Below are 25,501 nucleotides of genomic sequence, written 5' to 3' on the forward strand. Positions count from 1 at the left end.
AACCGGCTGGGAACGCCTCCACAAGGTGCGATGAAGCCTGCCGCGTACCGGCGCGTAGGTTCACGCGTCCGGCGGACGCGTCGCCGAACGGTCGGTCTCCTGCGACGAGCGGCCGTCGTGGCCGCTCCCAGGCCCCGCGGACGAGGCCCGGACGGCCAGCGACGGGGCGAGCCGCACGGATTCGGCGGGCTCGCCGCCGAGCAGCCGCAGCAGCAGCCCGACCGCCCGGCGGCCCATCTCGGCCATCGGGGACCGGACGCTGGTCAGCGGCACCGGCAGCTCGGCGGCGAGCGGGGTGTCGTTGAACCCGGCGACGGCGATGTCGGCGCCGAGCCGCAGCCCGGCGTCGCGGGCGGCGCCGGCCGCGCCGATGGCGGCGAAGTCGTTCACCGCGAAGATCGCGGTGGGCCGGTGCGGCAGCAGCGCGGTCGCGGCGGCGCGGCCCCCGGCGGTGTCGAACCCCGAGTGCTCGACGAGCGGCTCGGGCGCGCCCGCGTCCCGGTAGGCGGCGAGGAACCCGGCGGTCCGGTCGGCGCCGGTGCTGGCGTGCGGGGGGCCGGCGACCACCGCGGCGCGCTCGTGGCCGAGGGCGAGGAAGTGCTCGGCGACCAGCCGGCCGCCGAGGACGTCGTCGCAGGTCGCCGACGGGAACCCGGGCGCGCGCCGGTTGACCAGCACGAACGGGGTGCCCCTGGCGGCGGTCTCGGTGAGCAGCCGGCCGTCCAGGTGCGCGTCGCCGAAGATCATCCCGTCGACCCGGCGGGCGAGCACCATCTCGGTGCGGGCGCGCTGCGTCGCGGGGTCGTCGCGGGTGTTGGTGACGAACGCCGACAGCCCGTGCCCGGCGGCCTCGTCCTCGATGCCCTCGTAGATCGTGGCGAGCACGAGGTCCGACAGCCGCGGCACGAGCACGCCGATCAGGTTGCTGCGGCTGGTGCGCAGGCTGGTCGCGTGCGGGTTCGGCCGGTAGCCGAGTTCGGCGGCGAGGCGCCGGATGCGCTCGGCGGTCTCGCCGGACGCGGCGCGCGCGCCGTCCTCGGCCCGCGCGTTCAGGACCCGGGACACGGTCGAGACGTGCACGCCGAGCCGGTCGGCGATCGCGCGGAGCGTCACGGGCCTGTCCATCGGGGGAGATCATCCTCCGGCTTGACGGCGGAACACAACGCGGGCCATGCTACCCAAACGTTTGGGCAACGGTTTCGGGAGGCGCGATGACCGGATACTTCGCCGGGCGGACGCTCGGCGGCCTGGCCCGCGACCTGCGGTCGGGCGCCGCGACGGCCGCCGGGCTGCTCGACCGCGCGCTGGGGTCGGTGGACCCGTCCCTCAACGCCTTCGCCACCGTGGACGCCGCGGGCGCGGCCGCCGCCGCCCGCACCGCCGACGAGGAGCTCGCCGCCGGCCGCGACCGCGGCCCGCTGCACGGCGTCCCGGTCGGGATCAAGGACATCGTCGACGTCGCCGGCCTGCCCACCGGGATGGGGTCCGCGCACTTCGCCGGGTACGTCGCCGGCACCGACGCGGCCTGCGTCGCCCGCCTCCGCGAGGCCGGCGCGGTGATCGTCGGCAAGACCACCACGCACGAGTTCGCCTACGGCGCGAGCGGCGACACCGCCGTGAACGGCCCGTCCCGCAACCCCCGCGACCCGTCCCGGATCTCCGGCGGGTCCAGCGGCGGCAGCGCGGTGGCGGTCGCCGCGGGCATGGTTCCGCTCGCGATCGGCACCGACACCGGCGGGTCCGTCCGGATCCCGGCCGCGCTCTGCGGCGTCGCCGGCTTCAAGCCCGCCTACGGCGCCGTCCCCACCGGCGGCGTCTTCCCGCTGTCGGTGTCGTTCGACCACGTCGGCGTGCTCGCCGCGACCGCCGCCGACTGCCGGACCGCCTACCGGGTCCTGACACGGCGGCCCTCCCATGCTCTGGCCGCGCGGGACGGCCTTCGCGTGGCCTGGGTCGGGGGCGGCGTGCCGGTCGCCGAGGAGGTGGCGGACGCCGTCCGGCGGCTCGTCCCGGACGCGCCCGCCGAACGCGTCGACCTGCGGGCGCTGCGCCGCGTCTTCGCCGCGATCCAGGACAGCGAGGCCTACGACGTGCACGCCGAACGCGTCGCGGTCTCCCCGGAGCTGTACCAGCGGGTCACGCTCGACCGGCTGCGCCACGCGGAGCGGGTGCCCGGCTGGCGGTACGTCCGCGCGTCCCGCGAACGGGCGCGGTTCGTGGAGGAGGCCGTGGCGCTGCTGCGCCGGTACGACGTGCTCGCGCTCCCGACCGTCCCGATCACCGCTCCGGAGATCGGGACGCGGGAGTGCGAGCTGGGCCCGGTGCAACCGGCGCTGCTCAGCATGACCTGCCCCTGGAACGTCCTCGGCCTGCCCGCGCTCAGCGTCCCCGCCGGAACCGTCCGCGGCCTGCCGGTGGGCCTGCAACTGATCGCCCTCGCGGGCGACGAGGACCTGCTATTCCAGCTGGCCGAAAGGACAACGCCTTGACCGACCACGAGATCTTCGAGATCGACAATTTCGTCCTGGACGGGGGCGCGACGCTGCGTCCGGCGCGGCTGGCGTACGCGACGTACGGCACGCTGAATGTGGAACGATCCAACGCGATTCTGTACCCCACCGCGTTCGCCAGCCGGCATACCGACAACGAATGGCTGATCGGCCCCGGCCGCGCCCTCGATCCCGAGCGGTACTTCATCATCGTGCCCGACATGTTCGGCAACGGGCTGTCGTCGTCGCCGTCCAACACCCCGCCGCCCTACCATCGCGCCCGCTTCCCGCACGTCACCATCCGCGACAACGTCCGCGCCCAGCACCGCCTGGTCACCGAGCGGTTCGGCATCCGGCGGCTGCGGCTCGTCCTCGGCTGGTCGATGGCCGGGGTCCAGACCTACCAGTGGGCCGTCTCCCATCCGGACATGGTCGAGGCCGCGATCCCGTTCAACGCCGCGGCCGGCGCCTCCCCGCACCTGCGGCTGTGGATCGGCGGCCTGCGCGCCGCCCTCACCGCCGACCCCGCGTTCGCGCAGGGCTGGTACGACACGCCGCCCGACCCCTGGCTCCGGACCTTCGGCCGCGTCTTCGCGCCCTGGGGCTTCTCCCAGCAGTGGCACCGCGAGGAGCGCTACCGCGACCTCGGCTTCGCGTCGCTGGACGACTTCGTCGCCGGGCTCTGGGAGACCAACTTCCTCGACTACGACCCCAACGACCTGCTCGCCCAGCTCTGGTCCGGCGAGCACGCCGACATCGGCGCGGGCCTGCCCGGCGGCGCCGCGGAGGCGCTCGCGTCGATCAAGGCCCGGCTCGTCTCGCTGCCCGGCGAGAAGGACCTGTACTTCCCGCCCGAGGACGAGCAGGAGGCCGTCCGGCACGTCCCGGACGGCGAGGTCCGCGTCATCCCCGGGCTCTGGGGCCACCAGGCCGGACGCGGCGTCAACCCCGCCGACACCGCCTTCATCGAGACCGCGATCCGCGACGTCCTGACCCGTTGACTTGCGGCGTGTCGGCCTTAAAGGACCCTTCTTAAGGCCGACACGCCGCAAGTCAACGACGGGGCGGCGCGATGTGGTCGGTGACGGTCTCGGTGACCAGGGACGCGGGGAGGGCGGTGCGGGCCGCCAGGCGGACGACCTGCCGCGCCGCCCCGGACGGCCGCGCCGCGAGCGGGCCGCAGGCGGCGCGGAGCGCGGCGAGCCGCTGCTCGGGCGTGGTGAGCGGGCCGCCCGCGCGGGCCGCCGCCGCGTCCACGACCGCGTCCATCAGCGGGACGGCAGCGCGCAGCGCGCTGAGCAGGGCGTCGCGGCCGTGTGCGGCCAGCACGCCCGCGGGGTCCTCACCGCCCGGCAGGTGCGCCAGATCGAGCGGGCCGGTCACCCGGTTCAGGACGTCCCACGCGCGGACGGCCGCCGAACGGCCCGCCGGGTCGTCGTCCAACGCGGTCAGAACGCCCGCGGCGGCGAGGTCGGCGGCGGCCGCGAGCGCGGCCAGATGGGCGGCGGTGAGCGACAGTCCGCAGGTCGCGACGGCCGCGAACTCGGACGGGCCCGCCACCTCGACGGCGATCGCGTCCAGCGGGCCCTCCACCAGGACGGGGCGCGCCCCGGCCGCCAGCCGGTCCCGGACCTCGTGCAGGCCGTAGAGCAGCTCGCCCTTGTGGAAGAACTCCGTGTCCGGGCCGTTGAGGTACTTCGGACCCTCGCCGCCGTCGCGGCGGCGGCCGATGAACCCGGCGATCACCCCGTCCGGCCTGCGGATCGGGAACATCGCGCGGTCGCGGAACATCACGTGCGGCCGTCCCGACGCCCCGTGCCGCGCCAGTCCCGCCGCGACGATCGCCTCGTCGGGGTGGCCGAGGGAGCGCAGGTGGTCGATGAGCGCGTGCGGGGAGTCCGGTGCGCAGCCGATCTGGCGGCGCCGCTGCACGGCGGCCGGGAAACCGCGCCCGTCCAGGTAGGCGGGCACCCAGCTTGCCTTCAGGCGGGCGCGGAAGAACCGGTGCGCGTCCGGCAGGACCCCGCCGGACGGGTCGCGCACCCGGTCGTGGACGCGGCGCGCCGTCCGCAGGATCCGGTCGCCCGCGTCGGCGCCCGCCCAGAACGCGTTCACGGGGAAGACCGGCGGCTCCGGCTCCAGGCCGAGCCACGCCTGCACGAGGTACGCGACGGAATCGGCCTCGACCGGCGCGAGGCCCTGCTCGTCCACGAGCCGCCGGACGACCCCGTCGGGCGGCGCGGGCGGCCCGGCGGGGACGGGAGGCGGCGGCAGGCCCGCCGTCTGCGCGATGTCGAACACGGCGTACGGCCGGCCCGTCCGCGACAGCACGCGGATGCCCGTCTCGCCCCGCCTGACCTGGCGTCCGGCCGCCCGCCAGTCCTCGTACGAGCGGACGTCCGCCGCCGCGCGCCACTGGGCGCCGATCAGCAGCGTGTTGATGTAGCCGTGGCGGCGCCCGTGCAGGACGGCCCGGTCGAGCCACCACGTCCACGGACGCGTCCCGTCGCGCAGCAGCGACGTCTCATGGGCGGCCATGTCGCGCAGCAGCGCGGCCAGGCGGCGCCGATCGTCCTCCCGGGGGGTGGCGGTCACGGGTCCCTCGCCTTCGGTGGTACGACACAGGCGGGGAAGCCGCCTGAGTCATACCCGCAATGCCCCGCGTACAGGCGTCCCGCGTACAGGCGTCACAGGTACAGGCCGAAGAACTCCTCCGGGTGGTCCAGCAGCGGCGGCAGGTCCTCGGCGGTGAGGGTGAGCAGCTCCTTCTTCGCCGGCGGCTTCGGCGGCGCGGCGCCCGGTGCGGCCCCGGCGCCGATCGCGGCGGACGCGATCCGGTCGGCCTGGTTGGCGACGGCGACGTCCAGCAGGTTGCGCATCAGCCGGCCGTTGCCGAACGACGGGCCGCGCGGCGCGGTCCGCAGCATCGAGCGCAGCGTCTCCTCGGTGCCCGCCGCGAGCCGGAACCCGTCGGCCTCCGCGAGCTGCCCGAACACCGTGATCAGCTCGTCGTCGCTGTAGTCGGGGAAGTGGATCTGCTTGGGGAAGCGCGAGTCCAGGCCGGGGTTGGCGGCCAGGAACTCGGCCATCTCCTGCTGGTAGCCGGCGACGATCACCACGAGGTCGTCGCGGTGGTCCTCCATCAGCTTGACCAGCTCGGCGATGGCCTCGTGCCCGTAGTCGCCCTTCAGCGGCGACTGGGTGAGCGTGTACGCCTCGTCGATGAACAGCACGCCGCCGATCGCGCGCTCGACGAGCCGCCGGGTGCGCGGCGCGGTCTGCCCGATGTACTCGCCGACCAGGTGCGCGCGGGACGCCTCGACCAGGTGCCCGGACGACAGCACGCCGAGCTTCTTGTAGATCCGGCCGAGCAGCCGCGCCACCATCGTCTTGCCGGTGCCGGGGTTGCCGGTGAACACCATGTGCCGCGTCGGCGGGGTGATCCGCAGGCCCGACTCGCTGCGCAGCCGCGCCGCGTGCGTGCCCGCGACCAGCAGCGCGATCTCGTGCTTGACGGTGTCGAGGCCGGTGAGGTCGCGCAGCTCGTGCAGCGGGTTCCCGGCGGACTGCGCGGTGTCGAGCGCGGCCGGGACGTCGCCCTTGCGCACGACGATCTCCGCCCCGCCCTCCGTGCGCTCCCGGACCGCCGCGACGACCTGGTCGGCGAGGTAGGGCGCCAGCCGCGCGTTGCGCAGCGACTGCATCGGCGGCGTCGCGGCCAGCAGCACGCCCGCCGCCTCGACGGCCTGCCGGGTGGCGCGCGCGCCGAGCCGCTCCAGCGCCCGGCGGAACAGCTCGGCGTGGCTCTGCGCGTCGAACGGCCTGGTCCGCGCGATGCGGAACCGTCCGGGCAGGACCGGGTTGACGTCGCGGATCCGCTCGTCGCCGCCCGCGTCGCACAGCACGACGAGGTTCAGTTCGGGGTGGATCGCCAGCAGCCGGTGCAGCTCGTCGGCGATGGCCTCGCCGTTGCCGGGGTCGGCGACGATGCCGTCCAGCCCGTCGATGATCAGCAGCCGGTCGCCGGCGCAGTCGCGGGTGTCGGCGTGCAGCTTGGCGACCGCGTCCGACAGCCGCTGCCCGGCGTACAGGTTGTCGGTGACCCACAGCGGGTCGCGGCCGAGCGCGAGCGCCTTGCCGAGCTCCTGCGCCGCGTCCCGCTTGCCGGTGCCGTCCGGGCCCGCGATCAGCAGCCGGACGGGCTCCTTGCCGCGCGACAGGTCCTCCAGCGCGGCGGTCAGCTCGGGCTGCCCGATCAGCGCGGTGGCGAGCTCGGCGCGCTTGGCGGCGGCCGTCGCGGCGGTCCCGCCGTCCTCGGTCCCGGCGGCCTCGGGCGCCTTGAGGGACTCGGTGAGCGGGTTGACGACGCGGCGGCGCGGCGCGTACAGCCGGCGCAGGTCGGTCTGGAACTGGCCGACCGGGATCCACTCGGCCTTGGGGAACCACGGGTCGCCGGGCAGGCCCTGCACGATCGCGACGAACCGCATCGCCATGTCGAGCCAGGCGCGGCACGCGTCGGCGGCGCCCGCGACCAGCGCCTTGACGAGCCAGGCGCGGGTGCGCTGCTGCCAGGCGTCGGCCTTGAAGCCGCGGCGCTCGGCGGGGAAGCGCTGCTGCAGGTCGTGGTAGCGGTCCTCGCCGAGGGCGGCGGCCAGCTCCGCCGGGATGTGCTCCATGCTGCCCTGCAGGAGCAGCTGGATCAGGTGCGACTCGACGGACTCGTCGCGCGGCGCGGCCTCCGCGAGGATCGCGTGGGCGGCGAGCAGCCCCTCGCACACCCAGTCGAGGTAGCCGACGGGGCCGAGCAGCTCGGGGACGGCGGCGACGATGTCGTCGGCGGCGTGCGCGTGCCAGTGCTCGCGCAGCTCCATCTTGGGCAGGTTCATGTCGCACTCGGGCGGGTCGGAGTAGAGCCGCAGCAGCGCCTTGCGGCGCCCCTCCAGCGGCTCGATGCCCTCCAGCACGCCGAGGCACTCGCGGGCCAGCTCGATCGCGAGCTCCCGGTCGGGCGCCTCGATCAGCCAGTCGACCGGGGGGCGCCACCGGCCGCCCGGCGCGTCCCAGCGGGTCATCCGGGTGCTCAGCGTGCCGGGGTTGGCCAGGTGCCGGTGCAGCAGCCGCTCGGGCAGCTGCGACCACGACCCCGCCTTGATCGCGCCGCCGCCGGGCAGGAACGCCAGGATGCCGAAGATCTCCGCGGTGACCAGCGAGGCGGGCAGCGTCAGCAGCTTGTGCTCGTCGGTGGTGAGGTCGGCGGCGCGGGGGTCGTTCGCGAGCGCGTCGATGCGCGCGGAGACCTCCTCGAACAGCCCGTCGGGGACGCGCCAGGGGCCGTGCGCGTAGACGTCGAGCACCGGCTCGTCGGTGAGCAGTAGCTCCAGATGCTCCGGCAGCCGCAACGCGTTCCTCCAAGAGAGATCAAAGCAGGGGTACAGCCTACGTTTACGGAAGGGGTGCTGGATTAGCGGTCGGCCGGATCACCCGTATCGGGTCGGCCACGTTCGGTCACCGGCCGGACGCGGTGCGGCGCCACCCCGCCGGGCTTGCGAGGATTGCCGGAGATGAGGGGGTGGGAGCGTGCCGGAACGCGTCGCGGAACTCGCCGCGCGGCTGCTCGCGATCGACTGGACGTACGAGGGTGACGAGCTTCACAGCCGCTCCCGCATCGCCCTCATGCGCGAGCACCTGCACCGCGGCGAACGCTGGGCGCGGCACCTGGGAGTCCGGGGCTCCGGGCCGTTCCTGACGCTGCCGGACCTGATCGACCCGGACGTCCGCGCGGACCCGGACGTCGTCCGCCGCGTCCTCGACGCGGTTCCGCACATCGTCATGGCGCCGACGTCCCGGGCCTGCGCCGCCGCCCTGCACTTCGCCGCCCTCCAGGACGCGGGCGTGCCGCTGCCCGCACTGCCCGGCCCGTACGAGCCGCTGGTGCTGCTGTTCGAGCGCGGCGGCGGGTTCGGGATCGACTGCTCCGGCGTGTTCATCGAGCTCGGGGCCGCCGCGATCCCGCGCCGCCGCCCCGAAGGCAAGATCAGGAACGCCTCCCTCGCGCCGATGGACCACGCCGCGCTCGACGACCTCGACATGCGGGACGACCCCCGCTGATCCGGCCCGCCCGCGAGCCCGCGGGTCAGCGGCGGCGCAGCGACTCCACGGCCAGCCGCGCCGCCGTGCCGATCACCGCGTCCGCCTGCGGCAGCACCGCGATCGGCAGCAGCGACCGGGTGAACACCGCGACCGCGTACCGGCCGCCGTCCGGGTACTCCACGACGCCCACCTCGTTGCGGACCGTCAGCAGCGTCCCCGTCTTCCCGCTGACCAGCACGTCGTCGTAGGGGAAGCCGGACGACAACCGGTGCGGCCACACCTGCAGCCCGAACAGCCGGCGCATCGCCGCGCACCCGTCCGCCGGCGCCGCCTCGTCCCGCCAGATCGCGGCGAGCAGCCGGGTCATGTCGCGGGGCGTGCTGCGGCTCGTCCGGGCCGGGTCCAGGGCGCGCAGCCGGGCCGCCATGCCGGGCTCGTCGAGCCGCGCCCACACCTCCGGGAACCCGGACGCGCCCGCGTCGGCGAGCAGGTCGTCGAACAGCTGCCGGCCGCCGCCCGTCACCACGGTGTCGCGCAGCCCGAGCCGCGCGGCGGCGTCGTTGACCGCCGCCAGCCCGACCCGGTCCAGCAGGACGTCCGCCGCCGCGTTGTCGCTCACCGTGATCATCAGGCAGGCGAGGTCGCGCAGCGACATCCGCACGTCGTCCAGCAGCGCCGACACCCCGGTCGGCCCGGACGTGCGGTTCCCGGCGAGCAGCGTGACCTGCTCGGCCGGGTCGAGCAGCCCCGCGGCGGCGCGGCGGTGGAACGCGACCAGCAGCGGCACCTTGAACACCGACGCCAGCACCACCGGCTCGGCGGCGCGGACCGCGACCTCCCGTCCGGTGTCGATGTCGGCCGCGTGCAGGAACCCGGTGACGCCCGCGCCCCGGAACGCCGCCTCGATCCGCACCGCCGTGTCCCCGGCCACCGTGTCCCGTGCGCCGGTCATGCCAGGAACCCCGAGGACGGGCGGGCCACGACGCGGCGCGGCGGCGCGGCGTCCACCGGCGCCATCCCCGCCTCGCGGCGCAGCACCGCCGCCGCGACCGCGGTGAAGTCGGCGATGGCGCGCTCGTGCTCGGGGTCGCGGGTGCGCCGCCACGCGCACGACGTCCGCCACACCAGCGGCCCGCCGACCAGCGGCCGCCACGTCACCCCGGCCGAGTCGTCGGTGCGCGGGACGAGCGCCACCGCCGTCCCGGCGAGGACGAGCCCGAGCGCGAACTGCGGATGCCGCGCCTCGTGCACGGCGGGCGGCGCGTACCCGTGCCGGCGGCACGCGGCCAGCGTCTCGTCGTAGGCGCCCGGCGCCTCCTCGCGCGGGAAGACGACCAGGTCGCGGCCGGTCAGGTCGGCGAGGTGCACCTCCGGGGACGCGGCGAGCCCGGCGCCCTCGGGCAGCAGCACCCCGACCGGCTGCCCGAGCATCGGGCCGAGCCCGAGGCCGCGCGAGTCGCACGGGTGCCGGACGATCCCGGCGTCCAGCGCGCCCTCGGCGAGCGCGCGGACCTGCTCGGCGGTCCCCGTCTCGCGCAGGTCGAGCCGCAGGTCGGGGCGGCGGTCCCGGAACGCGGCGATCAGCGCGGCGACGATCGGGCCGCCGAGGTCGCTCGGCAGGCCGGCCCGCACGGTGCCGACCTCGCCGAGCCGGGCCCGTTCGGCGACGGAGTACACGCGGTCCACGCGGGCGAGGATGTCACGGGCCTCGTCCAGCAGCAGCCGCCCGGGCGCGGTCAGCTCCACCTTCCGGCTGGACCGGTCGAACAGCCGCACCCCGAGCTCGCGCTCCAGCCGCTGGATCCGCTGGCTGAGCGGCGGCTGGGCCATGCCGAGCCGCTCCGCCGCCCGCCCGAAGTGCAGTTCCTCGGCCACCGCGACGAAGCAGCCGAGATGACCGACTATGTTCACGACCAGGGACCATATCAAAATCCCTATCGCTGTCCCCCTGATATCAATCTTGGACATCCGGGCTCCGGCCTGGTGTTCTTGGGCGTCCAACGACCGAAAGGACATGACATGCGCCGATCCCGTGTGGCCGTCGTCGCCGCCGTGGCGGCCGTGGCCGTGCTCGTGGGGGCGGGGGCGGTGTGGTTCCTGCGGGACGGGGACGGACCCGAGGACACCGCGAAGCGCTACCTGGCGGCGTGGAGCCGCGGCGACACCGCCGCGATGCGCGCCCTGACCGCCGATCCGCCCGCCGACTTCACCGCCCGGTTCACCGCCATGCACGACGGCCTCGGCGTCACCGCCCAGCGCTACACCGTCGCCTCCGTCGGCGACCCGAAGGGCGACACCGCCGGCGGCTCCTACAACGCCGCGCTGACCCTCGCCGGCGACCGCGCCTTCGGGTACACGGGCGCGCTCCCGCTCACCAAGCGCGACGGGAAGTGGCTGGTCTCCTGGTCGCCCGAGCTCATGTACCCGGGGCTGAAGGAGGGCCAGCGGCTGAGCGCGGCGCGCGCCTGGCCCGCCCGCGCCGACATCACGGCCGCGGACGGCGGCAGCCTCGCCGGGTCGCCGTCCGGGTCCGTCCAGCAGCTCACCGGGCCGGTCGGACCCGCGTCCGCCGAGGCCGCCGGCAAGCTCGGCGCCCCGTACCGCAAGGGCGACCCCGTCGGCGCCGACGGCCTGCAGAAGCAGTACGAGAAGCGGCTCGCGGGCACGCCCGCCCTCGCCGTCCAGATCACGGACGCGAAGGGCAGGCCGGTGAAGACCGTGAAGCGGTTCGGCGGCGCGGACGGCAAGCCGCTGCGGACCACCATCGACACGAAGGTGCAGGCCGCGGCGGGCAAGGCGCTCGGCTCGGCGGCCAAGCCCGCGTCGCTGGTCGCGCTCCGCCCGTCCACCGGCGAGATCCTGGCCGTCGCGAACAAGCCCGGCGGCTACAACCGGGCGCTGATGGGCCGCTACCCGCCCGGCTCCACCTTCAAGGTCGTCACCGCCGCGGCGCTCGTCGCGGGCGGGATGTCGCCGTCCACCAAGGTGCCGTGCCCGGCCACCACGACGGTCGGCGGCCGCTCGTTCCACAACTACCAGCACGAGGACTTCGGGACGGTCGCGCTCCGCGAGGCGTTCGCGCACTCCTGCAACACGACGTTCGCGAAGCTCGCCGTGGACAAGCTGGGGGAGAAGCGGCTCGCCCAGGTCGCCTCGCAGTTCGGGTTCAACGCGCCGGTCGTCGCGGGGCTGCCCGCCGTCCGCGCCTCGTTCCCGGACAACAAGGACGACACCGCGTTCGCGGCGGCCTCGTTCGGGCAGGGCGAGGTGCTGACCAGCCCGCTGAACATGGCCGCGGTCGCCGGCGCGGCGGCGGACGGCGTGTGGCGCTCGCCGCGCCTGGTCGACGCGTCGCTGGTCTCGCAGGCCGTGGACGCGGGCGGCCGCAAGGCCGAGCCGCCGCACAAGCTGGAGCCGGCGGTGAAGTCGGCGCTGCACTCGCTGATGCCGGCGGTCGTGAGCGAGGGCACCGCGTCCGGGGTGAACTTCCCGTCCGGCACGGCCGGCAAGACCGGGACGGCCGAGTTCGGGTCGGGCGACAATCCGCCGACCCACGCCTGGTTCATCGGCTACCGCGGTGACCTGTCCTTCGCGGTGATCGTCGAAGGCGGCGGCACCGGCGCCGAGGCCGCCGCCCCGATCGCCGCCCACTTCCTCAACTCCCTCTGACCGAACCCCGTTCACTTGCGGCGTGTCGTCCTTAAAAGCGCTCGCTTAAGGCCGACACGCCGCAACTCAACGGTCAGCGGACGGCGCCTGCGAGGATGCCGGCGGTCTCGGCGATGGCCGGTTCGTCGGTTCCGGCGTCGGCGGCGGGGCGGTTCGTGGTGATCACGATGATCACCGGCGCGCCGGACGGGGGCCAGGCGATCGCGATGTCGTTGGCGGTGCCGTAGGTGCCGCCGGTGCCGGTCTTGTCGCCGACCTTCCAGTTCTTCGGCAGGCCCGCGCGGATGCGGTGGTCGCCGGTGATCGTCTGCTTCATCCAGCCGGTCAGGCGGTTCCCGTCCTGGCGGGTGAGCGTGCCGCCGACGGTGAGGGAGCGCAGATCGCCGGCCCAGGCGCGCGGCGTGGTGGTGTCACGCTCCTCGCCCGGCTTCCACAGGTTGAGGTCGGTCTCCCAGCGGTCGTGGCGGGTGACGCGATCGCCGAGGGAGCGCAGGAACGCGGTGTGCCCGGCCGGGCCGCCGATCTGCCTGAGCACCAGGTTGCCGGCCGTGTTGTCGCTTCGCGTTATGGCCGCCTTGCACAGGGCGGAAACGGTCATCCCGCGCTTCACGTTCTTTTCGGTGACCGGCGAGTTGTCCACCAGGTCGTCCTTCGTATAATGGATGACCCGGTTCATCAGGCCCGGGTCCGAACGGCGCGCCTTCTGCAGGACCGCGCCGCACGCCATCGCCTTGAAAGTGGACAGGAACGGGAACCGCTCGTCCGCCCGGTAGGCGACGAAACGTCCGGTCCCGGTGTTCAGTGCATAGGCGCCGATACGGTCGTCGTGGGTCTTTTCAAGCTTCTTCAGGCGTTCGGTGACGGACGCCTGGGAGTCGGCGGGACGGAGGGCCGGGGACGCGCCGAGCGGCGCGGAGGCGCTCCGCGGAGCGGCCTGCCTGCTGGGAGTCTCGCTGGATCCGCATGCCGTGAGGCCGGCGAGGGCGGTCGCGGCGGTGACCGTGACCGCGGTGGCCGTGCGGAAGCGTCGTCGGTATTCGCGCATGAGGAGAGAAGACCAGAGCCGGAACGGGCGTGTCCAATACTGATATCTGTGGCGAGACGATATCAATTCACATATTCATGCTGGTCGTCCCGGTGAATGCCGGAGTTCAGAGCCAGTCGCGGAATTTGAAGACGGCATAGAGCGCGACGCTGCACACCACGATGATCACCGAGCTGACGATGAACCCGGCATGCGAGGAGAACCCCGGATACGGCACGTTCTGCCCGTAGAAGCCGGTCACCGCCGTCGGCACCGCGATGATCGCCGCCCAGCTGGTGACCTTCTTCATCACCTCGTTCATCCGGTTGCCCTGCAGCGCGATCCGGGTGTCGAGCAGGTTCGCGACGAGGTCGCGCAGCCCGTCGGTCCACTCGCCGACGCGCAGCGTGTGGTCGTAGACGTCCTGCAGGTACGGCGCGAGCGCCGGGGCGACCAGCCGCAGGTCGCGGCGGAGCAGCGTGTTCACCACCTCGCGCATCGGCAGCGCGACCCGGCGCAGCGCCACCAGGTTCTTGCGCAGCCGGAAGCTGCGCCGCTGGATCTCGCGCACCGGGAACGCCTCGTCGAAGATCATCGACTCGACGTCGTCGGCCTCGTCGTCCAGCGCCTGCACCGCGTCGAGCTGCAGGTCGACGACCAGGTCGAGCAGCCCGTACAGCAGGTAGCCGGCGCCGGTCTCGCCGAGGTCGACGCCCGGGCTCTCGTCCCAGCGCCGGACGAGCGCGTCGATGTCGAAGCCGGGGCCCTGCCGCACCGTGACCAGCGCCCGCTCGGCGAGGAACGCCGACACCTCGTGCAGCTCCAGGTCCCCGTCCCGGATCCGCGGCACGTAGACGTTCAGGAACGCGTAGCCCTCATAGCGGTCGATCTTGGCGCGCTCGTGCCGGGACACCGCGTCCTCGACCGCGACCGGGTCCAGGCCCAGCTCGTCGCTGATCACCCGCAGGTCGGCGCGCTGCGGCGCGCACAGGTCGACCCAGACGACCGTGTCCTTCTGCTCGAGGTAGTCGCTGACCTCGGCGACGGGGAAGTCGTGCGCCTCGAGCCTCCCGGCGCGCCAGACGCGCGTGCGGGGCGGGGGGACCACGGCCTCGTCGGGCGGGAACGGCTCGGCACCGGCTTCGGAGGGATGCGCCATGCGCCCCCTTATACCCGAGTCGCCGGAAGATCACGGAGTGCGCGCGGGATCACAGCACCATCAGAGCACAGGCGCGCGCGGCGGGGCGGACGAGCCGCGCACCACCAGCCGGCCGGGCAGCACCCGGGGCGCCGGGCGGCCGCCGTCCAGCAGCTCCAGCAGCGCGGTCATGCCCTGCGCGCCCATCTCCTCGGCGGGCAGCCGGACCGTCGTCAGCTCCGGTTCCAGCGCGGTCGCCAGCAGCACGTCGTCGAACCCGGTGACCGACACCTCGCCCGGCACGTCCAGCCCCAGCGCGCGCGCCGCCTTGTAGGCGCCCGCCGCGATCAGGTCGTCGTCGCAGACCAGCGCGGTCGGCGGGTCGGGGCGGGCGAGCAGCCGCTGCGCCGCGTCCCGGGCCGAGGCGACGTCGATCGCGCACGCCGACCGCTCCAGCGTGCCGCCCCGCGCCGCGACCTCGGCGGCGAGCGCCTCCGCGCGGGCATGGAACGTCCACTGGTCGACGCCCGCCGCGACATGGCCGAAGCGGCGGTGCCCGAGCCCGGCCAGGTGCGCGGCGATCGCGCGCATCCCGGCGGCCACCCCGAAGTCGACGGTGGGGACGTCGCTGTCCGGGCCGCTGTCGAGCAGCACGGCGGGCGTCCCGTGGAAACGGTCCAGCGCCACCGCCGGCATCGACGACGCCAGCACCCCGTCGATCGCCTCGTGCGGCGCGGGGAACGGGCTCTCGGCCGGGCCGTCCGCGCCGTCCGGCCAGGTGGACACCACGACGCCGAACCCGTGCCGCGCCGCGACCCGCGCGGCGCCGGTGTAGACGGGCCCGAAGAACGGCGCGGTGAGGGTCGGCACCATCAGCAGGACGGTCCGGGTGGTGCCGAGCCGCAGGTTCCGCGCGGCCTGGTTCGGCCGGTAGCCGAGCCGCTCGGCGGCGGTCCGCACGCTGCGCGCGGTGGCGGGGGAGACGCGGCCGCTCCACTTCCCGCCCAGCACCAGCGAGACCGTGGACTGCGAGACACCGGCCTCCTGGGCGACGTCCTTACTGGTGGGACGGCCGGCCACCGGCACGTGGGCCTCCCTCGGAGACGTCGGTCACGGAAAACAGACTAGAGCCGGACGCCCGGGAAGTGGTACGTATGACCGACGGGGTAATACGTATGACTAGCGCGACGGGGGCACGGAATGCGGGGCTATGTCGTCTTCCTGAAGCGGCCGCACGCGGCACGGCTGCTCGGCGGGACGCTGTTCGGCCGGCTGCCCAACGGCATGGGCGCGCTCGCCGTCGTGCTGCACGTGCGCGCCGACGGCGGCGGCTACCCGCTCGCCGGCACCCTCGCCGCCGTCCTCGGCCTCGCGATGGCCGCCGGGCAGCCCGTCCTCGGCCGCGCCATGGACCGCTACGGCCAGCCGCGCGTCCTGGTGCCCGCCGCCTGCCTCTCCGCCGCCGGGTTCACGCTGCTCGCGGTGGTCGGTGCGAGCCCGCTGCCCGTCGCGGTCGCCGCCGTCGTCCTCGCCGGGTTCGCCACACCGCCGCTGGAGGCCGGGCTCCGGGCCCTGTGGCCCGCCGTCCTGGACGGCCCCGAGCAGGTCGACGCCGCCTACGCCCTCGACGCCGCCGCCCAGGAGATCCTCTTCTCCGTCGGGCCGCTGCTCGTCGTCGCCGCGGCCGCGATCAGCACCGAGACCGCGCTCGTCCTCACCGGCCTCGTCGGCATCGCCGGGACCCTCGTCGTCGCGCTGTCCGGGCCGTCGCGCCGCTGGACCGGCGAGCCCCGCGCCGCCGACTGGGCCGGGCCGCTCCGCTCGCCCGGCCTGCGCGTCCTGCTGATCTCCCTCGCCTGCGCCGGCATCGCCCTCGGCGTCTACGCCGTCGCCGTCGTCGCCTACGCCGAACGCCTCCACAGCGGCATCGCGTCCGGGCTGCTCCTCGCCTGCATGGCCGCAGGCGCCCTCGCCGGCGGCCTCGCCTACGGCGCCCGGCCCTGGACGGGCGAGGCGCACCGGCGGCTGCCGTGGCTGCTCGCCGCGCTCGCCGCCGGGTACGTCCCGCTCGTCCTCGCGCCCGGCCTGGCCGCGATGTCGGTGCTCGCGTTCGTCAGCGGTGTGTTCCTCGCACCCGTGCTGGCCTGCAGCTTCACCCTCGTCGACCGGCTCGCGCCGAGCGGCACCGTCACCGAGGCGTTCGCGTGGGTCGTCGCGGCGATCGGCGCGGGCGGCGCGCTCGGCTCCGCCGTAGCCGGGTTCGGCGAGAAGCTCGCCGGGGTGCCGGGCGCGTTCGCGGGCGCCGGCATCGGCGGCGTCCTCGCCCTCGCCCTGTGCCTGCTCGGCGGCCGGACGCTCCGCCCCGCACCCGTCCGCCCCGTCCCCGCCGAAGTCCTCTCCTGACGGGGCGCGCTCCTGACGGGCGTCAGATCCAGGACTTGAACCAGATCCGGGCGTGCCAGGCGTCGTAGGTCAGCGTCTGCGCCGCCAGGATCGGATAGAAGTACGCGAAGTTCGCCAGTACCACCAGCACGAACGCGCCCGCCGCGGCCGCGCCGACGAGCCGCCGCACCCCCGGCGGCACCGGAGACGGCACCGACGCCGGAACGGCCGCGACCCGCGCGCCGCTCGGCCCGTGCATCTCGTCCTGGAACGCCTCGTCCTGGAACGCCTTGTCCTGGAACGCCTTGTCCGGGAAGGTCTCGTCGTGCCCGTAGGCCGGGACCTCCTCCTCGGGCCGTCCGGACGCCGCCGCATGCGCGCCCACCAGCCCCGACGCCGGTCCTATCAGGTAGCCGAGCACCAGCACGACCGCCAGCACCATGAACGGGATCAGCGGCGTCGCGTAGAACAGGAACATCGTCCGGTCGCGGAACGCCGACGGGAACCAGGTCAGCCAGCCCGCCAGGAACCCCAGCACGATCGCCCCGGCCCGCCAGTCGCGCAGCAGCAGCCAGATGAACAGCACCACGATCAGCGCCGCGAGCGCCCCCCACCACAGCGAGGGCGTCCCGATCCCGAGGATCTCCCGCGAGCACCGCGACGCCCCGCACGACTTCGGCTCGGTGTAGAAGAACGCCACCGGACGGCGCAGGATCGGCCAGTCCCACGGCCACGACTGGTACGGGTGCTTGGCGTCCAGGTTGTTGTGGAAGTCCAGCATCTGCCGGTGGTAGTCCAGCAGGTGCGGCATCGCCTCGAACGGCCGCCACCACCAGTGACTCGAGGCGTGGCCGCGCCCCCACCCGCCCGGCTTGAAGATCCAGCCCGACCAGGTCGCCAGGTAGCTGACCAGCGCCACCACCACGAGCTGGACGAACGCGGGCCCCGCCTCCAGCAGCAGCGTCCCCGCCATCGGCTCCCGGACCCCGGCCGCGCGCCGCGCCCCGTAGTCCCAGCACACCACCATCAGGCCGAACGCGGCGACGTAGAACACGCCCGTCCACTTGGTCGCGCACGCCAGGCCGAGGCAGATCCCCGCCCCCCAGCGCCATCCGTGCGCCAGGAACGGCCCGTACACCGACGTCGCGCCCGCCTCGATCCGGTCGGCGAGGACGCGCCGGGAACGGTCCCGGTCGTTCACCAGGCACGCGAACCCGGCCAGGATCCAGAACATCACGAAGATGTCGAGGAGCGCGGCCCGGCTCGTCACGAACTCCAGCCCGTCCAGCGCCAGCAGCAGCCCCGCCGCGCAGCCGAGCAGCGTCGACCCGGTCATCTTGCGGGCGACCCGGCACAGGATCAGCACCGACAGGGTGCCGACGAGCGCGGGCACGAACCGCCACCCGAACGGCGTCGCGCCGAACGCCCACTCGCCCATCGCGATCATCCACTTGCCGAACGGCGGGTGGGCGACGAACGAGGGCCCCTGCCCCCAGATGTTCGCGTGCGGGTCGGCGATCAGCAGCTTGTCGGCGTTGTCGACGGTGTTGTGCTCCCAGCCGAACTTCAGCAGGGCCAGCGCGTCCTTGGCGTAGTAGGTCTCGTCGAAGACCACGGCCTTCGGCTGTCCGAGCCGGTAGAAGCGCAGGAAGCCCGCGAACAGCGTCACCAGCAGGGGGCCGAGCCAGCCCGCCAGGACACCGCCCGGGACCGCGGGGGCGAGCCACTCGCGGGGGGAGGGCGGCCGCCACCGGGACGCGTTCGCCGGAGCCAGATCCGTCGTCGCCATCTGGCAATCGTAGAGCCGACTCCCGGCCGCCCGGCCCGGTGGCGGCCCGGCCCCGGCGCCGCCCCGGCGCGGCCCCGGCGCGCGGCGCCCCTGGGAGGATGGGACCGTGATGGGGACTTTGCTGCTGGCCGCGGCCCCGATCGGGCGGCCCGAGGACGCGTCGGTTCGGCTGCGCGACGCGCTGGCGGACGCGCCGGTGATCGCGGCCGAGGACACCCGGCGGCTGCGCCGGCTGGCCGCCGACCTCGGCGTGGAGCTCGCCGCGCGCGTCGTGTCGTACTACGACCAGAACGAGAAGGCGCGCGCCGCCGAGCTGCTGGAGGAGCTGCTCGCCGGGCGGGACGTGCTGGTGATCACCGACGCGGGGATGCCGGGCGTGTCCGATCCCGGATACCGCCTCGTGCGGGCGGCGGTGGAGCGGGACGTGCCGGTGACGGTGCTGCCCGGGCCGTCCGCCGTCACGACCGCGCTGGTCGTGTCGGGCCTGCCGACGGACCGGTTCTGCTTCGAGGGGTTCCCGCCGCGCAAGAAGGGCGAGCAGGCGCGGCGGCTGGAGGCCCTCGCCGCCGAGCCCCGCACGATGGTGTTCTTCGAGTCGCCGCGCCGGCTGGCCGCCACCCTCGTGACGATGGCGGAGGCGTTCGGCGCGGACCGCCCGGCCGCCGTGTGCCGGGAGCTGACCAAGACCTATGAGGAGGTCCGCCGGGGCGGCCTCGCCGAGCTGGCCGGGTGGGCGGCCGAGCGGGAGGTCCGCGGCGAGATCACGCTGGTCGTCGGCGGCGCGCCGAAGCCTGCGGGGCTGACCGAGCCGGCCGACCTGGTCGCCGCCGTCGCCGCCCGGGAGGCGGCCGGAACCCCGCGCAACCAGGCGATCCGGGAGGTCGCCAAGGAGAACGGCCTACCACGCGGGAGCGTCTACAACGCTGTCGTCGCGGCCAGAAAAGAGTGACCCCCTCCCGAGCGGTCCAACGGGTGATTTCGGGGGAATAGAGCCTTCGGTGGCCCGCGCTGGACCACTTAGGGGACCTGCGGAGCCGCCATGAAGTGGGGACACCGCGGCTCAAAGCCCGGCGCGAGCCGAAGACGGCACGAGATGCCGCCGGTAGCGCGAGATGGCGTCACCGAGGGGGTGAGGGCCATGCAGGACGCATGGTCGAGCCGTGAGGCATGGGTCTACGAATGCCTGTGCTGCGAGACGACCTGGGACGAGGTGCTCGAGGTCCGTCATTTCGGCGATGGGCATGGCAACGAGGCGGTCATCTACGAGCGGGACGGCCAGCCGTGCACGACACCGTGGACGGACTGCCTGTGCCCCAAGTGCCAGAGCCGGAACGTCAAGGCGTGGGCCGCGGCGCGCAAGGCCGGGGAGCTTCCCCCGGTGCGCAGCGGGAGCGACGTGGCGATGGTGTTCCACCTGCGCCGCATCCACGCCTGGTGAGGGCGCGGCGGTAGCGGACGGGCCGGAGGCCGCCGTCAGCCGGCGGTGACCTCCGGGACCTTCCGCCCCACGGGCTCGGACGGGACCTCCAGCGACCCGCCCGGGCCCGGACGCCCGCGCAGCCGCCGCCACCAGCCGTCCAGCCGGTGCCGGACCTCCGGCGTGAACGCCATCCCGGCGGCGAGCGCCGCCAGCGGGACGGCCGGCAGCACGTACCGGTAGTCGAACTCCGCGGTCGCGGCGGGCGCGAGCAGCAGCCCGGTCGCCAGCGTCCACGGCAGCAGCGCCTCGCCGCCGAACCGCCGCCACAGCGCCACCATGCCGCCGAGGCCGAGCAGCAGCACGCCGCCGAGCATCGTCCCGCGCAGGTAGAACACGTCCTGGTAGCCGCGCATGACCCCGCCGAACGGCTCGATCACGCGGGTCCGGGCGTCGCCGTGCTCGTACGCCCTGGCCTCGCCGGACGCGGTCGAGTCGGCGTCCATCCGCCAGTCGGGCAGCGCGTTGCTCTTCTTGCCGAACTCGTACTGTGAGTAGGTCGCCTTGTCCGGGAAGACCGTCCGGTCCCAGCGGAAGACGCGGAAGAAGTCGTGCGCGACGACCTTCAGATAGGGGCCGGGCTGCCCCACGATGGCGCGCTTGGCGAAGTCGTTGCCGAGCTTGTTGTTCTCGGGGCTGAACCGCGTCCCGGGGAACCGGTTGAACGGCGAGGCCGCGTTCCAGATGCCGTCCTGGGAGTTCGGCAGCCGGTTCACCGGCTCGGTGCACAGCGGGTACTCGCTGACCGGCAGCCCGTGCATCTTGTGGCAGTCGGCGAACTTGTAGACCCGGGCGTACAGGAAGATCCCGTTGCTCTCGGTGATCGCGAACTTGCCGCTGTCCACCTTGTACCAGGTCATGTACGACAGCACCGGCAGCGCGCAGGCCGCCGCGGTGATCACCATCGTCCGCCAGCCCATGCGCCGGATCAGCATGAACACCAGCACGCCGAGCAGCACCGGCGCGCCGACCGACCGGGTCAGCCAGGAGAACCCGATGATCAGCCCGACCGCCAGCGCGATCTTCCAGGACGGCCGGTCGTGCCAGAGCAGCAGCGTCACCGCGCACATCACCAGGAAGGTGAACGTGGTGTCGGACAGGACGAGGTGCTCGAGCTGGATCTGGTAGGCGTCGAACAGCACCGGCACGGTGGCGAGCGCCGCGCCCCAGCCGGGCAGCCCGAACTTGCGGCGCAGCAGCGCGTAGATCATCACGCCCATGGACAGGCCCATGAGGTGCTGGACGGCCGCGACCAGCGCGAAGCTGTGGAACGGCTTCAGCGACCACAGCAGGAACGAGTAGCCGTCGGGGCGCAGCGGGTGCGGGTACAGCCCCATCGCGACGTGCAGGTAGTCGAAGCTGTCGTTGAAGAACATCGCCGGCTGGTAGCCGACCATCGCGACCACCCGCAGCAGCGCCGCTGTGGCAATGATCACAGTGAAGATCGGGTGGCGCCGGATCCGCGCCCACGTCCCATTGGCGCGCGCGCCGATCCAGAACGCGATCCGGCGGCCCAGCGGGCCTTGAGCGGCCGCATCGGGAGCGGCGGCGGTCGCCCCGCCGCCCTTCTCGCCGGATGTGCCGCCCTCTTGCGTCCCGTCGTCCGCGGTCTCCGCCGCGCCGCCGTTCCCGGCGGTTCCGGAGAGCGTCTCCGGGGAGTCCGCGGAACCCGTCTCGGGTTCGCGTCCGCCGGGCGTGTCGCGGGCCTCCCCGATGCCCGCCGCGGTGGCCCCCGCCGCCGCCGTGACCTCGGTGGTCTCCGCCGTGTCCGCGTCCGCCGCGGCCCCCCTCAGCTCGGCACCGCGCGGCGATTCGACAGCCACCTCGGCACCTCCCCTCCGCCGCTCTGAACTCGGACCCGTGGCACTGCGTCCTCCGCCGCGTGTCACAGTCGACCCACCCTTTCCGGGCCGCCATACCCGTATGCTTGACGTCCTAGCCTGCCGCCCGGTTCGCGGCGGAGAGGGTTTTTCGGTTGCAAGTAGGCAACACGATACGGGTGCTCTTATGGAGAGCGGCCACCATTACCCGTCCACGGCAGGCATCATGAACGACTACGGGCCGCCCGGCGAATACATATGAGATCAGTCAGCAGCAGCGCCGACGGTCACCAGGGGTAACGAAGGAGATCGCGTGGAACTCTCCGTAGTGATGCCATGCCTGAACGAGGCCGAGACGGTCGAGACCTGCGTCCGCAAGACGATCGGCTTCTTCAAGGACAGCGGTATCGACGGCGAGGTCGTCATCGCCGACAACGGCAGCACCGACGGCAGCCAGCAGCTCGCCCGCGACGCCGGGGCGCGCGTCGTCCCGGTGATCGACAAGGGCTACGGCAACGCCCTGATGGGCGGGATCCGCGCCGCGCGGGGCCGGTACGTCGCGATGGGCGACGCCGACGACTCCTACGACTTCACCACCCTCGGGCCGTTCCTGGACGAGCTGCGCGACGGCGCCGACCTCGTCATGGGCAACCGGTTCAAGGGCGGCATCGCGGCCGGCGCCATGCCGCCGCTGCACCGCTACCTCGGCAACCCGGTGCTCAGCTTCGTCGGCCGGCTGTTCTTCGGCAGCAAGATCGGCGACTTCCACTGCGGGCTGCGCGCCTTCGACCGCGACGCGATCCTGCGGCTCGGCCTGCAGACCGGCGGCATGGAGTTCGCCAGCGAGATGGTCGTCAAGGCGACCCTGCAGAAGTACGACATCCGCGAGGTCCCGACCACGCTGTCGCCCGACGGCCGGACCCGCGCCCCGCACCTGAACACCTGGCGGGACGGCTGGCGCCACCTGCGGTTCCTGATGTTGTACAGCCCGCGCTGGCTGTTCCTCATTCCCGGCCTGGTCTTCATGACCCTCGGCCTGCTCGCCGGCGTCGCGATCTCCGCGGGGCCGGTGCGGATCGGCGCGATCGCCTTCGACGTCGACACCCTCGTCGGCGCGTCCGCCGCGCTGGTGATCGGCTTCCAGGCGGTGCTGTTCGCACTGCTCACCAAGGTGTACGCGATGCAGGAGGGATTCCTGCCGCACGACCGCAGGGTGCAGCGGCTCATCGACTGGTGGAGCCTGGAACGCGGCCTGCTGACCGGCGGGCTGCTGGCGATCGCGGGCCTCGCCGGCCTGGTCGCCTCGCTGCTGCACTGGCGGGGGCACAGCTTCGGCGAGCTGGACCCGCGCGACTCGCTGCGCATCGTCGTGCCGGCCGCGACCGCGCTCGTGATGAGCTTCCAGGTGATCTTCGCCTCGCTGTTCGTCAGCATCCTCGGCATCCGCCGCCGCCAGCACCCGCCGCTCACCGACCCGGCCGAGGAGGCCGCCGGTGTGGTGGACGCCGCCGCGCACAAGGTCGCGGGCGAGCGGCAGGCCGTGCCCGCCGCCGCCGAGGCCGCCCCCGCCGCGGACGCCAAGGACGAGGCCGCCGAGGACGCCGCCGGGTCCGGCGACGAGCACTGACCGCCCCTCCCGAGCGCCGCGCCCCCCGTCGCGGGTCCATGACGGAGCGTGCCCGAAGCCGAGAAGTTGCTGAGGGTTTCCCGCTCCGGGAGATCGGCCCGTCCGGCGCTGTGACAGGCTGAGACGACCATGGATCTGCGTTCCCTGACCGCGTGCGGCCGGCCGACCGGGCGGCCGTGAGCACCGGAGCTCCGCCGCCGGTGCTGTCCCGTCCGCGTGCCTCGGTGCACGCGGGGCGGGGCGTTCCGCCGTCGGTGCGGCGCCGCCGCTGGGTGCTGCTGTTCGTGCTCGGCTGGGCGGTGCAGGTCGCGGTCCGGCTGTGGCTGGCGTCCGGGCAGACGATGCCCGTCGCGACGCCGGACGAGTCGGGGTACCTGTTCGCCGCGCGGGTCCTGACCGGCGGCCCTGACGCCGACATGTCCTACGGGACTGTGTACCGCGGCGGCTATCCGCTGCTGCTGGCGCCGGTGCTGTGGGTGGCGCACGACCCGGTGAGCGTCTACCGGGGCGCGCTGGTCGTCAACGCCCTGATCAGCGCGCTGATGATGCCGCTCGGCTACCTGCTGCTGCGGGCGCTGAACGTGCGCAGGCGCTGGTCGTACCTGTTCGCGCACGTCACGGCGCTGCTGCCGGGCGTGCTGTTCTTCTCCGAGTTCGTCCTGACGGACGCGGTCCTGCCGGTGGTCGTGGTGGGCTGGCTGCTGCTCCTGCACGCGTGGCTGCACGCCGGCCGTTCGCATGCGGGGAAAGCGCCCGGGGAGAAGACGTCGCGTGTCGCGCTCTACGGGGCGGGCTCGTCCCTGCTGGTGGCGTTCGCCTACACCTCGCACACGCGCGGGACGATCCTCCTAGGCGTTCACGCTGTGCTCCTGGTGGCCGCACTGGTGTTCCGGTGGCGGCCATGGCGGAGCGTGGCGTTGTCGACATTCGTGCTCGCCGCCGCTGTCGGCGCCGGGACGCTGCTGAACCACTCTCTGCTGCCGTCCATGTACCCGTCCGGCGACAACGACCTGAGCGGGAACCTCGTCCGCCGCGTCACCACGCAGGACGGCTGGGGCTGGATGCTCTCGCTCGGCACCGGCCAGATCTGGTACCAGGCCGTCGCGACCGGCGGGATCGCGGCGATCGGCCTGATCACGGTCGCGTTCATCGCCGTCCGGCGCGGCACGCCGCTGCGGCGGCGCGCGCTGGCGCTCGGCGTGCTGGCGATCGTGGCGGGCATCGCGTTCGCGACGTCCGCGGCGCTCCCCGACGAGTACCGCATCGGCAACTACGTCTACGGCCGCTACCTGGCGTGCATCACCCCCGTCCTGTTCATGGTCGGGGTCGCGGTGCTGCTGCGGGCGCCGTGGCGGGCGCTGGCGGCCGCGGCGGGCTCGGCCGCCGTCCTGACCGTCCTGGCGGCGTGCGTGGTCCAGTGGTACGCGGGCGTCCGGCTGGCCCGGTACACCTTCACCCCGTACGACTTCCCGGAGACCTCCTTCCTGACCTGGGACTGGAAGTCGTTCGAGCTGTGGCACGCCACCGCCGCCGGGATCGGCATGCTCGCCCTCGCGGTCGCGGCGGTGCTGCTGCGCCGCCACGGCCCGGCGCTGCTCGCCGGGTTCCTCGCCGTGGTGACGCTGGCGATGTCGGTCACCGCGACGGACCGGATCGCCCATCCGCTGGTCAAGGCGGAGATCGCGCACACCGACCTGCGGGGCATCCCGGGCCTGCGCGGCACCGGTTCGCTCGCCATCGACTGGAACGTCCCATGGACGATCCGCCTGTCGCAGTACTACTGGGCCTGGTGGAGCGACGGCGGCGTCTTCAACGCCCAGACGACCCCGGTGCCGCGGGACGCGGACATGGTCATCATGCTGTGGCCGAAGAACGTCCCGGCGGAGAAGTCGTGGCCGCACGGCGCGCCCGCGGGGTGGAAGGTCGTCGAGAGCCGCCGCACCGTCGAGGGCGACTGGGTCGCCTGGACCCGCTCCTAGCGGGCCCCTACCGGACG

General features: G+C 74.0%; 19 protein-coding genes. 9 read left to right on the forward strand and 10 right to left on the reverse strand.

Features of this window, described 5'->3' with window-relative positions; genetic code table 11:
• Positions 1-60: 60 nt before the first annotated feature.
• The gene (locus J4709_RS20805; protein ID WP_208243221.1) at positions 61-1,125 is read right to left on the reverse strand and encodes a LacI family DNA-binding transcriptional regulator; all 1,065 of its coding nucleotides are present in this window, start codon (positions 1,123-1,125) and stop codon (positions 61-63) included.
• Between the two features lie 86 nt (positions 1,126-1,211).
• Here J4709_RS20805 and J4709_RS20810 point away from each other — a divergent pair, with 86 nt between their 5' ends.
• A complete protein-coding gene (locus J4709_RS20810) occupies positions 1,212-2,489 on the forward strand; it encodes an amidase (protein ID WP_208243224.1) in 1,278 nt (425 codons plus the stop codon).
• Entirely contained in the window at positions 2,486-3,490 is a 1,005-nt protein-coding gene (locus tag J4709_RS20815; RefSeq protein ID WP_208243226.1) for an alpha/beta fold hydrolase, read from the forward strand. The genes J4709_RS20810 and J4709_RS20815 overlap by 4 nt, the downstream gene beginning before the upstream one ends.
• Positions 3,491-3,542: 52 nt before the next feature.
• Here the strand turns inward: J4709_RS20815 and J4709_RS20820 are convergent, their stop codons facing one another.
• Together J4709_RS20820 and J4709_RS20825 are read right to left on the reverse strand one after the other, a co-directional pair.
• Positions 3,543-5,084 carry a toprim domain-containing protein gene (locus J4709_RS20820; RefSeq protein WP_208243227.1) on the reverse strand — a complete coding sequence of 514 codons (1,542 nt, stop codon included), beginning with the start codon at positions 5,082-5,084 and terminating at the stop codon, positions 3,543-3,545.
• 92 nt (positions 5,085-5,176) lie between these two features.
• Positions 5,177-7,888 (reverse strand): AAA family ATPase, encoded by a 2,712-nt coding sequence (locus J4709_RS20825; protein ID WP_208243230.1) that lies wholly within the window; start codon positions 7,886-7,888, stop codon positions 5,177-5,179.
• A gap of 178 nt (positions 7,889-8,066) precedes the next feature.
• Between J4709_RS20825 and J4709_RS20830 the strand changes: the two genes are divergently transcribed.
• Entirely contained in the window at positions 8,067-8,597 is a 531-nt protein-coding gene (locus tag J4709_RS20830) for a hypothetical protein (RefSeq protein ID WP_208243232.1), read from the forward strand.
• 25 nt (positions 8,598-8,622) lie between these two features.
• Here the strand turns inward: J4709_RS20830 and J4709_RS20835 are convergent, their stop codons facing one another.
• Both J4709_RS20835 and J4709_RS20840 read right to left on the reverse strand, forming a co-directional pair.
• Complete coding sequence (locus J4709_RS20835; protein ID WP_208243234.1) at positions 8,623-9,531, reverse strand: serine hydrolase; 909 nt, start codon at positions 9,529-9,531, stop codon at positions 8,623-8,625.
• The gene (locus J4709_RS20840; RefSeq protein ID WP_208243236.1) at positions 9,528-10,490 is read right to left on the reverse strand and encodes a LysR family transcriptional regulator; all 963 of its coding nucleotides are present in this window, start codon (positions 10,488-10,490) and stop codon (positions 9,528-9,530) included. The genes J4709_RS20835 and J4709_RS20840 overlap by 4 nt, the downstream gene beginning before the upstream one ends.
• Before the next feature lie 108 nt (positions 10,491-10,598).
• Between J4709_RS20840 and J4709_RS20845 the strand changes: the two genes are divergently transcribed.
• On the forward strand, positions 10,599-12,248 hold the full coding sequence (locus J4709_RS20845) for a penicillin-binding transpeptidase domain-containing protein (protein ID WP_208243238.1): 1,650 nt from the start codon (positions 10,599-10,601) through the stop codon (positions 12,246-12,248).
• A 73-nt stretch (positions 12,249-12,321) separates the two neighbouring features.
• Here J4709_RS20845 and bla read toward each other — a convergent pair whose 3' ends face one another.
• The 3 genes from bla to J4709_RS20860 form a co-directional block, all read right to left on the reverse strand.
• On the reverse strand, positions 12,322-13,293 hold the full coding sequence (gene bla / locus J4709_RS20850; RefSeq protein ID WP_208243240.1) for a class A beta-lactamase: 972 nt from the start codon (positions 13,291-13,293) through the stop codon (positions 12,322-12,324).
• A 106-nt stretch (positions 13,294-13,399) separates the two neighbouring features.
• Positions 13,400-14,431, reverse strand: a complete 1,032-nt coding sequence (locus tag J4709_RS20855; RefSeq protein WP_208243242.1) for a magnesium transporter CorA family protein — start codon at positions 14,429-14,431, stop codon at positions 13,400-13,402.
• 60 nt (positions 14,432-14,491) lie between these two features.
• Complete coding sequence (locus J4709_RS20860; RefSeq protein ID WP_208243245.1) at positions 14,492-15,496, reverse strand: LacI family DNA-binding transcriptional regulator; 1,005 nt, start codon at positions 15,494-15,496, stop codon at positions 14,492-14,494.
• 114 nt (positions 15,497-15,610) lie between these two features.
• Here J4709_RS20860 and J4709_RS20865 point away from each other — a divergent pair, with 114 nt between their 5' ends.
• Entirely contained in the window at positions 15,611-16,813 is a 1,203-nt protein-coding gene (locus J4709_RS20865) for an MFS transporter (RefSeq protein WP_208243247.1), read from the forward strand.
• 22 nt (positions 16,814-16,835) lie between these two features.
• Here the strand turns inward: J4709_RS20865 and J4709_RS20870 are convergent, their stop codons facing one another.
• Positions 16,836-18,581 carry a dolichyl-phosphate-mannose--protein mannosyltransferase gene (locus J4709_RS20870; RefSeq protein ID WP_208243255.1) on the reverse strand — a complete coding sequence of 582 codons (1,746 nt, stop codon included), beginning with the start codon at positions 18,579-18,581 and terminating at the stop codon, positions 16,836-16,838.
• A gap of 109 nt (positions 18,582-18,690) precedes the next feature.
• Here J4709_RS20870 and rsmI point away from each other — a divergent pair, with 109 nt between their 5' ends.
• Positions 18,691-19,530 (forward strand): 16S rRNA (cytidine(1402)-2'-O)-methyltransferase, encoded by an 840-nt coding sequence (gene rsmI / locus J4709_RS20875; RefSeq protein WP_208243257.1) that lies wholly within the window; start codon positions 18,691-18,693, stop codon positions 19,528-19,530.
• A 189-nt stretch (positions 19,531-19,719) separates the two neighbouring features.
• Complete coding sequence (locus J4709_RS20880; RefSeq protein WP_208243259.1) at positions 19,720-20,019, forward strand: hypothetical protein; 300 nt, start codon at positions 19,720-19,722, stop codon at positions 20,017-20,019.
• A 35-nt stretch (positions 20,020-20,054) separates the two neighbouring features.
• Here the strand turns inward: J4709_RS20880 and J4709_RS20885 are convergent, their stop codons facing one another.
• Entirely contained in the window at positions 20,055-21,881 is a 1,827-nt protein-coding gene (locus J4709_RS20885) for a glycosyltransferase family protein (protein ID WP_307801396.1), read from the reverse strand.
• A gap of 310 nt (positions 21,882-22,191) precedes the next feature.
• On the opposite strand from J4709_RS20885, the gene J4709_RS20890 reads away from it, so the two are divergent.
• A complete protein-coding gene (locus J4709_RS20890; RefSeq protein ID WP_307801398.1) occupies positions 22,192-23,505 on the forward strand; it encodes a glycosyltransferase family 2 protein in 1,314 nt (437 codons plus the stop codon).
• A 176-nt stretch (positions 23,506-23,681) separates the two neighbouring features.
• The gene (locus J4709_RS20895) at positions 23,682-25,484 is read left to right on the forward strand and encodes a hypothetical protein (protein ID WP_208243261.1); all 1,803 of its coding nucleotides are present in this window, start codon (positions 23,682-23,684) and stop codon (positions 25,482-25,484) included.
• Positions 25,485-25,501: the final 17 nt, after the last annotated feature.

This window comes from Actinomadura violacea (assembly GCF_017573465.1).
Taxonomy (GTDB): domain Bacteria; phylum Actinomycetota; class Actinomycetes; order Streptosporangiales; family Streptosporangiaceae; genus Spirillospora; species Spirillospora violacea.

What these genes read in the sequence shown, in the direction of transcription:
- J4709_RS20805 (WP_208243221.1), bottom strand. Translation starts at nt 1,125, where the DNA reads ATGGACAGGCCCGTGACGCTCCGCGCGATCGCCGACCGGCTCGGCGTG.
- J4709_RS20810 (WP_208243224.1), top strand. Translation starts at nt 1,212, where the DNA reads ATGACCGGATACTTCGCCGGGCGGACGCTCGGCGGCCTGGCCCGCGAC.
- J4709_RS20835 (WP_208243234.1), bottom strand. Translation starts at nt 9,531, where the DNA reads ATGACCGGCGCACGGGACACGGTGGCCGGGGACACGGCGGTGCGGATC.
- J4709_RS20845 (WP_208243238.1), top strand. Translation starts at nt 10,599, where the DNA reads ATGCGCCGATCCCGTGTGGCCGTCGTCGCCGCCGTGGCGGCCGTGGCC.
- bla (WP_208243240.1), bottom strand. Translation starts at nt 13,293, where the DNA reads ATGCGCGAATACCGACGACGCTTCCGCACGGCCACCGCGGTCACGGTC.
- J4709_RS20855 (WP_208243242.1), bottom strand. Translation starts at nt 14,431, where the DNA reads ATGGCGCATCCCTCCGAAGCCGGTGCCGAGCCGTTCCCGCCCGACGAG.
- J4709_RS20865 (WP_208243247.1), top strand. Translation starts at nt 15,611, where the DNA reads ATGCGGGGCTATGTCGTCTTCCTGAAGCGGCCGCACGCGGCACGGCTG.
- J4709_RS20870 (WP_208243255.1), bottom strand. Translation starts at nt 18,581, where the DNA reads ATGGCGACGACGGATCTGGCTCCGGCGAACGCGTCCCGGTGGCGGCCG.
- rsmI (WP_208243257.1), top strand. Translation starts at nt 18,691, where the DNA reads ATGGGGACTTTGCTGCTGGCCGCGGCCCCGATCGGGCGGCCCGAGGAC.
- J4709_RS20880 (WP_208243259.1), top strand. Translation starts at nt 19,720, where the DNA reads ATGCAGGACGCATGGTCGAGCCGTGAGGCATGGGTCTACGAATGCCTG.